Consider the following 12,257-nt stretch of genomic DNA (forward strand, 5'->3'; position numbering starts at 1 on the left):
ATAATTATTTCCATCCTTCATTTCTTGGATTTTTTGGCTCTTTTTTAAAAAAGAATATATATATACCAAACATTATAAGCAGTGAACCAAAAAGTCCGCCTATCACTTGAATCCAAGCTCCAAAATTTAAGAGTTTGTTTAGTATGCTAGAGTGTACTTTGTTATCTATCTCTATCTCTGCCATCTCTGCTATATGTGTTATAGCAGAAATAGCCAAATTTCCCTCTGGTATATCTTGGTGGCATGAGATACAGACACCACGACGGTCTAGCTTGTCTCTTTGAGCTTCACTTAATGGACCTGAAAGTGTCCAATGATGCCCAACAGTCATAAGCTGTGTTCCATTTTCATCTATAAACTGAGAGTAATCATGTTTTAAGTTTGATATTGCAGGAATCTGCTCATCAGTTTTCTTAGGCAGTATCTTTCTATCTGGACTCATCAGGTCTATGATGGTAGTTTTGCTTGGATCAGCGTTTAGTCTTCCACCGCTAATTCCAAGCCCAAGAGCTTTATCAGATGCATGACAAGACTCACAACTTCTTGACTCTTTTTGAATTGTATGAGGCTGAATAGGTGCCATATCTATAGCATTTTGCCCCTCTTCACCTGCCCCTTCAACATTTGGAATTTTAAAGATGTGGTTTTGAAGAAGAGCTTTTCCATCTTTACCGATAACAGTTATGGTAGTTTGGCATCCAGGAACAACTGGGGATACTCTACCTTCGCCGTTTTGAGCTAATGCAGGATCTTCCCATCTTAAGTAACTTCTAGTCTCTGTCACTTTTCCAGGAACCAAATACTTCTTCAAATCTCTCATTCCGCCTGTTGTTCCATGAATATCTTGGTCATGAGAAGCTTTTACAAAGTCGGGATTTTGCTTACCCTCAGAGTAGTCGATTTTTACATGGCATCCATAGCATTGTGGTGCCCAAGTTGCATGACAAGTATAACACTCCATTTTAGTCGTATGAACATCTATTACATCCATAGCAATAAGTGCTTTTTTCGAGAGTGCATTGGTCTCTTTTAAAAGTTTAAGAGGTTTTAGCTCTATATCTTTTCCAGATGCCAGATGCATAATAATCTTGTTACCTTTTTTAACCGCTTTTGGAAGTGGATTTCCACGAGCAGTTAAAATATAACCATCTTCTGGCTCAGGAACATAACCCTGCTTTAGATACTCTGCTACGCTAGATGCTACACCTCTAGCCTCACCTGTCGCCGCAGTTGTGTTAAACTCATCTGAATAACCGATAGGGAGTTCCCAAGGGTATTTTTTAGTTGTACCGTGGCAATCTTGACACTCTATCTCAACAGCTGCTAGATTTGCACCACCCAAAAAGCCATCTCCATGAAGATCGTTTGAAGTGTGACAATCCTGACACAACATCCCTTTTTGATAGTGAATATCCTCTTTCATATGAAGGTAGCGTTTTGTATGAAGTTCTGGTTGAGCATTTCCTTCACTATCAAATGTTGACTGATACTCAGTCTCCATTAGACCTTGGTAAGATACGCCGATGCGTTTTCCACGATTGTGACAAGTTGAACATGTCTCAACAGGAACACCAGAGTAGTTAATGTCGTTAACACTTACTTTTACTTTTCTGGAACTTTGAATCTGGTGAGTTAGCAGATGCCCTCGTTTTTTAGAAGTCTTTTTATCTCCACCTTCGTAGTAACCCTCATTTGAGTAGGGGATATGACAAGATGAACAGCCTAGTCCTCTATAATCGCCTCTTTTTTGCCTGCCTTTACTTCCCGTATGACATCTCAAACACTCTTGACGAAGGTAAGTAAAAACAGCTAAAGATGGGTCTTTATGAACTTCTTCTACTGTAGGTGCATCTGGGAGTTCATGCATCTCCTCTGGAAAAGCCTGTGGTTCCATTGTTGCAAGCTTAGCCATGTACTTTTTATATATATCAGTTCCAAGGCGTTTATCTGGATCATCTGGATTTTTGGTGTCGTAAGTTCCAGCAGTGTGCTGATAACCCTCTTTTGCACCAAAACTCCACATAGCCCCTTGAATCTTGCCTTGTTCTGTCATCATAAGTGAGTTCATCTGAGCACTCACTTGATTTGGGTGACACATACCACATGTATGTTCATTTATCCATGAACTTCCAGGTGCCGGGTAGTAGTTCTTGGGACCCTTATTTGTTTTGAAATACTTTACAGTACCTTTGTGGGCATACTCTACACTCTTGTTGTAAGGATTTCCACCGTGACAGACAATACAATCATTGCCTTTATGTCCAGCTTTCTCGGCTACTTTTAAGATTTCTTTCATCATACCAGAGTCTCTATCTCTAATATCTTCAATACCTTTATGGCAGACTATACATTCATTAGCGCCAAACACTAACGAAGATAATAGTATGATAAAAAAGGCAATTTTGTTCATAAATTATTCAGGCTTATCTTTTGAAATAGCGTCAAGAACACCATTAATAAACTTAGGGGACTGCTCAGTTCCAAATGCTTTTGTAATCTCAACAGCTTCATTTATAACAACAGCAGAATCAAGCTCACCAAAAAGAATCTCAAAAGTTGCAAGTCTAAGAGTAGCTCTCTCAATACTTCCAAGTCTTTCAAAATCCCACTCTTTGAGGTGTTCAATGATTGCTTTGTCACAAGCCTCAAGATTTTTCATAACACCATCAAAAAGAGCTAATGCAAAATCTTTTTGTTTGTTACGGATTTTCTTTTCTTCTAAGATTTCATCTGTATGTTCAGCAATATTTCCATTACCTAAGTCATAAGCGTACAGCAGACTAACAACTGCCATTCTTGCGTGATGTCTAGTAGCCATTAGATATTCTCATATAGGTCTAACATTTCAATAACAGTAGTCATTGCTTCAAAACCTTTATTACCAGCCTTTGTACCGGCTCTCTCAATAGCTTGCTCGATAGTATCAGTAGTAAGCAGACCAAATGAAACTGGTTTTTGGTACTTAAGGCTCATTGTTGCGATTCCCTTAGTTGCTTCAGCAGAAACATAATCAAAGTGAGGAGTTGCTCCACGAATTACTGCACCTAAAGCACAAACTGCATCGTACTTGCCAGATGCTAAAAGTTGATCAATAATCATAGGAAGCTCAAATGCTCCAGGAATTAAAACATGTGTAAGCTCCTCTTCATCTCCACCATGACGCATAAATGCATCTTTTGCACCCTCAACCAATCTATCAACAATAAAGTGATTCCATCTTGTGCTAACGATTGCAATTTTTTTGCCGTTTATTACTTTTAATTTACCCTCAACTAATTTCATGTTTATATCTCCTGAATTTTTTTAATTTTGTTTATTAGAGCTTCTAGCTCATCTAGTTTAATCATGTTTGGACCATCACTTAGTGCTACGCTTGGGTCAAAGTGCGTCTCCATAAAAAAACCATCAACTCCGACTGCCGCTGCACCAGATGCTAGATATGGAACCATTGAACTATCTCCGCCTGTTTTACCACCTACGGCTGTTGGCATCTGAACAGAGTGAGTTGCATCAAAAATAACAGGTGCAAACTCTCTCATGGTTACTAGGTTTCTCATGTCTACAACCATATTTCCATAGCCAAAAGAGTTTCCTCTCTCACAAAGATATACTCCGTGTTTTAGAGAGTTTTCATATGTAGCTTCTAAACAGCCTCTAGTTTGAAGAACTTTGAGAACTGGATAAATCATCGCATCTCCGCTTAAAAACTGCCCTTTTTTGATATTAATCTTAGCGTTTGTTTTTGCACAAGCTACAAGCAGGTCTGTTTGACGACATAAAAATGCGGGGATTTGTAACATGTCTGCTACTTCTGCAACAGTTGGAACTTGAATTGATTCATGTACGTCTGTAACGATTTTATAACCAAAATCATCCTTGACTTTTTGAAGGATTCTAAGACCCTCTTCCATCCCAAGCCCACGAAAGCTCTCTAGGGATGTTCTGTTTGCTTTGTCAAAACTAGCTTTAAAATAAAAATCTATAGACTCATCTTGACTGTAAGACTCTAAAGCTTTAGCAATTTTAAAAATATTTTCTTCGCTCTCAATGACACAAGGTCCAGTAAGTAATACCATATATATACCTCTTAAAAATAAAGAGAGATTATATCATAATGGTATTAATCTAAATTTATTTACTTAATGACAACTAAGTTCTTCTAGAATTTTAATGATTATTTAATATGTTGATATCAAACGATATTCCAGCATAAAAACCAAAAATTAAATATTTGTTTTTTGATAAAAAATGCTAGAATACAAATTATAAGATAGAAAGGATTTAAATAATGAAAACATCAAATTTATTAGATACTAAAACATTATCATTTAACGATATTATAGGAAATGATAAAATATATAAAGTACCAGATTTCCAAAGAGATTATTCTTGGGACGAAGATAACTGGGAAGATTTATGGAATGATATATTAACAATAAATGAAAATAATGAATCACATTATATGGGTTCAATAGTTTTATTAAATAAAGGTGATTCAAATTATCAAATAATAGATGGTCAACAAAGATTTACAACTTTAAGTATTATAAGTTTGGCAGTTATTTCAAAATTAAAAGAATTAGCATTGAGTGATATTGAAAAAGAAGAAAACACTGAACGAGTTGATTTACTAATGAAAGATTATATAGGACAAAAAGATTCTGTTTCATTAACATATTCAAGTAAACTTTTTTTAAATGAAAACAATGATAGCTTTTATCAACGTAGACTATTGACGTTTAGTAAACCTATAAATATCAAAAAATTACTAGATTCTGAAAAATTACTTTGGAAAGCTTATGAATTTTTTACATCTAAAATAAATAAACTTTTTAAAAGTTTAAATCAAGGAAGTGAACTAGCTTCATTCTTAAAAAACAAAGTAGGGAAAAATTTACTGTTTATTCAAATTACTGTAGAAGATGAACTAAATGCATATACTGTGTTTGAAACCTTAAATTCACGAGGAGTTGAGTTGACTTCAACAGATCTTTTAAAAAACTACCTTTTTTCATTAGTTGCAAAAAGTTCATCTGATTTAGAACAAGTTAAAAAACAATGGAAAAAAATTATTGACATAATTGGATTAAAAAACTTTCCAGTTTTTTTAAGACATTATTTAAATAGTAAAATGAAATTGATTAATAAGGGTTCATTATTTAAAGCCATAAAAACAAATGTTCAAAAAGATGAACAAGTCTTTCTACTTTTAGATAATTTAGAAGAATCTGCATATATTTATGTTGCACTTGGAAATCCTAATGATGATTATTGGAAGGGAGATAACGATTTAATTGAATCAATTGATGCACTAAATCTATTTGGCGTAACACAAAATAAATCGCTATTAATGGTTTCACATAAATATTTAGACCCAAGTTCTTTTAATAAGCTTCTAAAAGCAATCGTGACTATTTCATACCGATATAATGTTATTGGAAGACATCAAACTAATATAATGGATAAGATTTACAATAATGCTTCTATTTTAGTAAATAATGGTGGTGGTGAAATTAGCTTAGGAGAGATTCTACTTAGTATAAAAGATTTATATATTTCAGATGATGATTTTAAAAATTCATTTGAAGGTAAAACTTTTAATACAAACAACAGTAATCACAAAAGACAAGCAAGGTATACTCTTTACAAAATTGAGGGTCAGATAGAAAATGGAGCTAAATATAATTATCAATCTGACGCTGGTACAATAGAACATATTCTACCCGAAAATTTAACAGAAGAGTGGGAAACGATTTTTTCAGAAGATGAACATATCAGAAATGTTTATAAAATAGGTAACTTTACTATACTTGAAGCAAACAAAAACAGAGATATAGCAGATAAAATTTTTAGTATAAAGCAAAAGGTATATGCTACAAGTAAATATTCTATTACAAATAGAATTGCAGCTTCAGAATGGAATATAAGTGCTCTTAAGACTAGACAAGCAAAATTAGCAACAATAGCTTGTGGAATATGGAAAATTCAATATAGATAAGAATAATCAACTTTTCTCGTTACACCTCTACTAAGACTATAAAATAACTACAATTTATTTTATAGTCTTTAATAGGATGATTTTTATCTTAAAATTATAGTTTTTCTGCTTTTAAATCTAAGCATAAAGTAGATTCTAAAAAAGTGAACTACATATAATAAAAGATTCAACGGGGGCGCGGGTGAGTAACTGCCGTTGGAAAACCTTTAGGTTTTGCAATGGTTGCTTGCTCCTCCCACTTGTTATCCGGTCACACAGTGAGCGGATAACTATATATTGAGCTATCTATTCTTTTATGGAACTGATTGTCAACAGCGGAGTTAAAATAGGCAGAATGAAAGCTGCTTAAAAAGTAGTTTTTACAACCCAAAGCCTAAATATAGGATTTTATTTGATGTAATTGTACTAAAAAATTGATCTTAAATTGCTTGATTAAATGTGTCTGTACACATGAGACTGGAAACAGTAGTTATTTCACAGTCTCTACTGAGGTGAAATCAATATATAACTTCTTTATAAATGATTATTTTTTTTAAATTATTTAGATAAGTAAGTTTTTATTTAGCCCTAGCCACCATAATCCCAGCAATCACAATAAGTGCTATTCCAAACGAGGTTGTTATATTTGGCAGAGAGTCACCTAAGAGTAATCCTACTAAAATAGCAAAAACGATGTTTGTGTAACTTACAGCTCCAACTATTCCGGCCTTTGTCTCACCATATGCTTTTGTCATAAAGTATTGTGAAAGTGTTCCTAAAGCACCAAGTGCGATTACATATAACCAGACTATTCCACTAGGCATCACAAACTTACCTAATATAAAATCTAACTCTGGCATCTGGATATATTCTGAGAGTATAAAAAGAAAGATTGGCCCGATGGTTCCAACAAGAGTAAAAGAGAGAACTATCACTCTAGTGTCGTAATAGTTTCTAAGCTCTCGCACAGAAGTATAGGCTAAGGCTGCACCAACACCGCTAAATATTCCAAGCAAGTCATACTTTGTAAATCCCATAGCACTTGGCTGAGTGATAAGTAAAATCCCTCCAAAACCAATAAACACCGCTAACCAAGCAGATGCAGAAAGTTTCTCTTTTAAAAAAAACCATGCAAAAATAGCTGTAAAGATAGGAGCCGTTTTACTAAATGTAACAGCATCTCCAAGAGGAATATTTGCAATATTGTAAAAGTATGCAAGAAGTGCAGAGAAGCCCATAAAACCACGAAAGAATAGCAATAATGGCTTTCCGCCAATATGCGTCATAGGTTTTTTATAAACGGCATAACCGATTAAAAGTACACCAAAAAGATTTCTGAAAAACACAACTTCGAGTGATGACATATGCTCAGATGCAAGCTTTACAAATGCACCCATAATTGCGAAGCTAAACGATGCAATAAGCATATACTTAACACCGCTGTTTAATTCTTTAATTCTTTTCATAGTCGAATTGTACCAATTTATTAGCTGTAAATATGTATAATTGTAGTGGGTGAGGAGTTAATATGAAAGTTATAGCTGCTATCAATGGTACAATCACTGCTGAAAGTGTGGCGTTTTATGCTCTTATGTATGCACAAGCTCAAAAATTCACTCTTGTTTTACTTCACATAAAAAATGAGAAAGATAATTTAGATGATGTTCAAGCTAGTATTGAACGTATCTCTACTGTAGCTCTCTCTAAAGATGTTCAAACCGAATCAGTAATCTTACAAAAGTTCTCCAAAACAATCATTAAAAATTTTATCTTAAGTGAGTATATTGATACCATTTTTTGTAGCACTCGAAAGCATACAAAGTTTATAACTGATTCTTTTAGCGAACTATTAATAAACATGAATTTTAATATAGATATTGCTGTCATACGCATCGTAAATATTAGCAATATTATGGAGGTGGACAATATGTTTCTCTCCATAAAAGAGGACAAACTTTCAGTTAAGAAATTTGCTTTTTTTGCAACATTAGCCTCCGCATATGAAGCTAAGGCAGAGATATACTCAGTAACGAACATGTCAATATATAAACTCGCTAGACTTAAAATGCATGAAGTAAAAGAAAGACTCTTCACAATCAACTATAATCTCAGACACTATATAAAACTGGCAAATTTTATGCCTTTCACTCTTTATATTAAACATGATTTTACATCTAACGAGACTCAAAGTATTCTTATGGAAATTGCAAAATCAGATGTACAACTACTCGTAATAGGGGCTAAAAGACTCTCAGTTTCATCATTTTTTTTTAAAGAGATGCCTATAGAGAAATTGATGCGTGATACATCTGTAAACACTATAGCCTACTATACAAAAGAGTAGCTTCAATGAAGGCTTATAAATTAAATAAGGCTCAGCTTTTTGCAAAATATCATACTTCTGAGAATGGACTAAGCAATGCAAATGCCGACCGCAGACTTACAGATTTTGGTGCCAACGAGATTCAAAAAAATAGCAAGAAAAATTACATAAAAGAGTACTTAAAACAATATATACAGTTTTTTGCTATTTTACTTGAAGTTGCGGCTTTTTTGGCCTTTATAGCTGATAGCTATGTTCCAAATGAAGGTAACGATATTTTAGGCTACGCAATTCTTATAGCAGTTATTATAAACGCTACTTTTACTTTTTGGCAAGAGTACAAGGCGGATAAAGCCATGGAAGCCTTGCTGAAACTTATGCCTACTATGGTTACACTCTTACGAAATGGTGAGAGCAAAAGCATAGATTCAAAAAATCTAGTTCCCGGAGACATCATAATGCTCGAAGATGGGGATAAAGTAGCTGCAGATGCCGTAATTATAGAATGTACGGAATTTTATATAAATACATCAGCACTAAATGGAGAATCTAGACCATCCAAAAGAGAGGATAAAGCAAATGATATGGTATCAAGAGCTCTAGATGCCAAAAATATGATTTTTGCAGGAACCTCTGTGGTTTCTGGAAATGGCGTAGCAGTAGTAACGGCAACAGGACAGGCAACAGAGTTTGGAAAAATTGCTACACTGACAAGAAATGTTCAAAAAACATTGACTCCGATGCAAAAAGAAGTAATAAATATTACCCATATTCTCACAATAATCGCTTTAGCTATGGGTGCAGTTTTTTTTATACTCGGTATATTTTCACAGCAAAGTCTTTTAATGGCTGCAATCTTTGCACTCTCATTGATTGTGGCCAATGTTCCAGAGGGTTTGCTTCCCACAATCACACTTTCACTTTCATTAGCAAGCCAGCGTATGGCACAACGTAATGCACTTATAAAAAATCTTGATTCTGTTCAGACACTTGGAAGTGTAACCGTTATATGTACAGATAAGACAGGGACTCTTACGCGAAATGAGATGACATTAAAAGAGCTGATGTTAGCCGGCGGGGAGCATGTCTCAATCAGCGGTGAAGGATATCAATCAGAAGGCGTGTTTACATGGGATAAAAGTAACGAGAGCGCAGATAAGCGTTTGGATGAGCTTCTACTTGCTGGCATATTAAACTCACGTGCCAGCATTAAGGATAATGATGTTTTTGGAGATCCTACAGAACTAGCACTTGTAAGTGCTGCAAAAAAACGTAACATTGATACAAACTCTTATAAAAGAATAGAAGAGTTTCCTTTTACAAGTGAGAGAAAGAGGATGTCATCTATCTATGCTAAAAATGACAAACAGATTCTTTACTCCAAAGGTGCAGTTGAAGTAATCGTTGAAAAAGCTGAGAGATATCTTGACAGTGAGGGTAATGTCAAATCATTCACTGAAGCTTCAAAAAAAGAGATACTCCAGAGTGCTGAAGCTTTTGAAGATGAGGCTTATCGTGTATTGGCGATTGCAAAAGGCTTAAATACAGATGAAGACGAATTGATTTTTTTAGGGCTTGTTGCCATTATGGACCTTCCTCGAGCTGAAGTAAAAGATGCTATACAACAGTGTAAAACAGCCGGTATTAGAACTATGATGATAACCGGAGATAATGATAAAACCGCACAGGCTATAGCTAAAAAGATAGGTCTTGATTATGATGCTGTTTTAACAGGAGAAGAAGTTGAACATCTAAGCGATGAAAAGCTTGAAAACCGTCTTAAAGATGAAACTATACTTTTTGCCAGAATGGCCAGCAGTCAAAAACTAAAAATTGCTATAGCACTTCAAAAGTGTGGTGAAGTTGTAGCTATGACCGGTGATGGGGTAAATGATGCTCCAGCATTAAAAAGAGCAGATATCGGGATAGCTATGGGTACAACTGGCACAGATGTAGCCAAAGAAGCGGCAGATATGATTTTGCTTGATGACAATTTTAAATCTATTTTATCTGCTATTGAAGAGGGAAGAACAGTATATTTCAACATTAAAAAGTTTGTAACTTATATTCTCTCTTCAAATGTACCGGAGATTGTTCCATACATTCTGCAATTTTTCTTTAAGATACCTCTTCCTCTTTCAGTAATTCAAATTCTCTCTATCGATTTGGGGTCTGATATGCTCCCTGGATTGGCACTTGGAAGTGAAAAGCCAGAAAAAAATATTATGAAACGTCCACCTATAGGAACTAAAGAGAAGATTTTGGACTGGGAAGTTTTTAAACGAGGCTACTTTTTTATAGGTATAATCGAAGCAACAGCTGCCATGGTGGCTTTTATAAGTTTTTTACTGCTTCATGGCTGGAGTTATGGGACAGTTGAGCTTAATGATCCGCTTTTGCACTCTCAAGCGATGACTATGACTCTTTTGGGTGCTATCAGTTGTCAGTTGGTTAATGTATGGACTATGCGCAGTTGGGAATTTTCAGCATGGAGTGTGGGGTTCACAAGTAACAAACTTTTACTTGCTGCTATGATTATAGAATTTATTTGGATATGGATGCTTCTTGGTTATGAGCCGGTTCAAAAAATATTCCATACTGCTTCCATACCATTTAGTGAGCTTTGGATTTTACTACCGTTTCCAATTATTCTTTTTATCAGCCATGAATTTTATAAATGGAGAAAAAGAGTTAAAAAAAGTATTGCTTAACCATAGTTGTTCTAACATTACATATTAATTTTATATAGTGACAAAAAGGAAAATAATGGGCAATTTATTACTACTACTTATCGTTGGTGGATTTTTTTACTGGATTTTTAACAGTTATTCAAGATATACAGCATATTCTCAAGCAGCGTTTAAAAACTTTTCCGTCTCAAAAGAGTCACTTAAAAAAAGTGATCTTGGTCTTTTTGTAGCTCTTGTAGCAAAAGTTGCCAAGGCTGATGGCAGAGTAGATGCACTTGAAGCACAACTTATTGGCATCATGTTTGATGATATCTCAAATGTTTTTCCAGAGCCTGAGAAAACAAAAGGGATTTTAAAAGAGATATTTAACGAAGAAAAAGATAGAAGCGATAATATTCAAGATATTGCATATGCACTTGGATCTGCAATCAAAAGAGATAGAGCAAAACAACAGCAATTTATGGGGTTTTTAATTCAACTAGCATTTATAGATGGTGAAGTATCTCAAAGTGAAGACTTGGTTCTTCAGACTATTGCTTCGGCTTTAGAATTTAATCCAGATGCTTATCATGCTATTTTTGAGCAGTTTGAAAAAATGATGAAAAACGTTCAACCAAAAGCAAATATCTCGGATGCTTACAAGCTTTTAGGAGTGAATGAAAATGATGATATCAATACAATCAAAAAAGCATATAGAAAACAGATACGTGAGTATCATCCTGACATCATAAAATCTCAGGGGAAAAGTGAAGCATATATGCAAGAAGCAACCGCTAAAACTCAAGAGATAAACCAAGCTTATGAGATGATTAAAAAGGTTAAGCAATAAAAAAACTCATCATAATTGTAGCTACTTTAATAAATGTTTATGCAAGTGATTACGGCTCTATACTCTTTCATGGTAATTGTGTGACGTGTCACTTTGAGACAAAAGATGTCTCTGCGCCATCAATGGTGAAAGTAAGAGAAAATTACCTTAGAGCATTTCCAAAAAAAGAGGATTTTATAGCATATATGTCAACTTGGGTAAGCGACCCCAAAGAAGAGACTTCAATAATGCTTTGGGCTGTAAAAAAATATAAACTAATGCCATATTTGCACTACGATTTAGACTCTTTAAAAGAGATAGCTGCTTATGTTTATGAAACAAATTTTGAAAAAGAGCATAAAGGTCACACAAATATAAGTCTACAAAGCAAGTAAATTTGACAGTTGATAAATATTATTTAAGATTAATAGTAGTATAATCGTCAATTGTTTAAAAGGA

General features: G+C 34.4%; 10 protein-coding genes. 5 read left to right on the top strand and 5 right to left on the bottom strand.

Translation table 11 applies throughout. The annotated features are described in order from the left end of the window. Positions 1-4 precede the first annotated feature (4 nt). Genes ACLHDE_RS12425 through kdsA form a run of 4 tightly spaced genes read right to left on the bottom strand, consistent with a single transcriptional unit; the run spans position 5 to position 4,076 of the window. A complete protein-coding gene (locus ACLHDE_RS12425) occupies positions 5-2,410 on the bottom strand; it encodes a multiheme c-type cytochrome (RefSeq protein ID WP_415396732.1) in 2,406 nt (801 codons plus the stop codon). A 3-nt stretch (positions 2,411-2,413) separates the two neighbouring features. Further along, entirely contained in the window at positions 2,414-2,818 is a 405-nt protein-coding gene (gene nusB, locus ACLHDE_RS12430; protein ID WP_415396733.1) for a transcription antitermination factor NusB, read from the bottom strand. Next, positions 2,818-3,282: a 6,7-dimethyl-8-ribityllumazine synthase gene (ribH, locus tag ACLHDE_RS12435; RefSeq protein ID WP_415396734.1), complete on the bottom strand. Its 465-nt coding sequence runs from the start codon at positions 3,280-3,282 to the stop codon at positions 2,818-2,820. The genes nusB and ribH overlap by 1 nt, the downstream gene beginning before the upstream one ends. 2 nt (positions 3,283-3,284) lie before the next feature. Then, the gene (kdsA, locus tag ACLHDE_RS12440; RefSeq protein ID WP_415396735.1) at positions 3,285-4,076 is read right to left on the bottom strand and encodes a 3-deoxy-8-phosphooctulonate synthase; all 792 of its coding nucleotides are present in this window, start codon (positions 4,074-4,076) and stop codon (positions 3,285-3,287) included. Between the two features lie 212 nt (positions 4,077-4,288). Here kdsA and ACLHDE_RS12445 point away from each other — a divergent pair, with 212 nt between their 5' ends. After that, positions 4,289-5,998, top strand: coding sequence for a DUF262 domain-containing protein (locus ACLHDE_RS12445; protein ID WP_415396736.1), 1,710 nt, complete (start codon positions 4,289-4,291; stop codon positions 5,996-5,998). A gap of 557 nt (positions 5,999-6,555) precedes the next feature. Here ACLHDE_RS12445 and ACLHDE_RS12450 read toward each other — a convergent pair. Beyond that, positions 6,556-7,443, bottom strand: a complete 888-nt coding sequence (locus ACLHDE_RS12450; protein WP_415396737.1) for a DMT family transporter — start codon at positions 7,441-7,443, stop codon at positions 6,556-6,558. A gap of 62 nt (positions 7,444-7,505) precedes the next feature. On the opposite strand from ACLHDE_RS12450, the gene ACLHDE_RS12455 reads away from it, so the two are divergent. From ACLHDE_RS12455 to ACLHDE_RS12470, 4 genes are all read left to right on the top strand, one after another. Continuing rightward, positions 7,506-8,321: a hypothetical protein gene (locus ACLHDE_RS12455; RefSeq protein ID WP_415396738.1), complete on the top strand. Its 816-nt coding sequence runs from the start codon at positions 7,506-7,508 to the stop codon at positions 8,319-8,321. Positions 8,322-8,326: 5 nt separating this feature from the next. Then, on the top strand, positions 8,327-11,011 hold the full coding sequence (locus ACLHDE_RS12460; RefSeq protein ID WP_415396739.1) for a cation-translocating P-type ATPase: 2,685 nt from the start codon (positions 8,327-8,329) through the stop codon (positions 11,009-11,011). Between the two features lie 55 nt (positions 11,012-11,066). Beyond that, on the top strand, positions 11,067-11,819 hold the full coding sequence (locus ACLHDE_RS12465) for a DnaJ domain-containing protein (RefSeq protein ID WP_415396740.1): 753 nt from the start codon (positions 11,067-11,069) through the stop codon (positions 11,817-11,819). Positions 11,820-11,899: 80 nt separating this feature from the next. Next, on the top strand, positions 11,900-12,193 hold the full coding sequence (locus tag ACLHDE_RS12470; protein ID WP_415396741.1) for a cytochrome C: 294 nt from the start codon (positions 11,900-11,902) through the stop codon (positions 12,191-12,193). Positions 12,194-12,257 lie beyond the last annotated feature (64 nt).

The sequence above is a fragment of the Sulfurimonas iocasae genome (assembly GCF_047716755.1).
Taxonomy (GTDB): Bacteria; Campylobacterota; Campylobacteria; order Campylobacterales; family Sulfurimonadaceae; genus Sulfurimonas.

What these genes read in the sequence shown, in the direction of transcription:
- ACLHDE_RS12455 (WP_415396738.1), top strand. Translation starts at nt 7,506, where the DNA reads ATGAAAGTTATAGCTGCTATCAATGGTACAATCACTGCTGAAAGTGTG.
- ACLHDE_RS12445 (WP_415396736.1), top strand. Translation starts at nt 4,289, where the DNA reads ATGAAAACATCAAATTTATTAGATACTAAAACATTATCATTTAACGAT.
- kdsA (WP_415396735.1), bottom strand. Translation starts at nt 4,076, where the DNA reads ATGGTATTACTTACTGGACCTTGTGTCATTGAGAGCGAAGAAAATATT.
- nusB (WP_415396733.1), bottom strand. Translation starts at nt 2,818, where the DNA reads ATGGCTACTAGACATCACGCAAGAATGGCAGTTGTTAGTCTGCTGTAC.
- ACLHDE_RS12450 (WP_415396737.1), bottom strand. Translation starts at nt 7,443, where the DNA reads ATGAAAAGAATTAAAGAATTAAACAGCGGTGTTAAGTATATGCTTATT.
- ACLHDE_RS12425 (WP_415396732.1), bottom strand. Translation starts at nt 2,410, where the DNA reads ATGAACAAAATTGCCTTTTTTATCATACTATTATCTTCGTTAGTGTTT.
- ACLHDE_RS12460 (WP_415396739.1), top strand. Translation starts at nt 8,327, where the DNA reads ATGAAGGCTTATAAATTAAATAAGGCTCAGCTTTTTGCAAAATATCAT.
- ribH (WP_415396734.1), bottom strand. Translation starts at nt 3,282, where the DNA reads ATGAAATTAGTTGAGGGTAAATTAAAAGTAATAAACGGCAAAAAAATT.
- ACLHDE_RS12465 (WP_415396740.1), top strand. Translation starts at nt 11,067, where the DNA reads ATGGGCAATTTATTACTACTACTTATCGTTGGTGGATTTTTTTACTGG.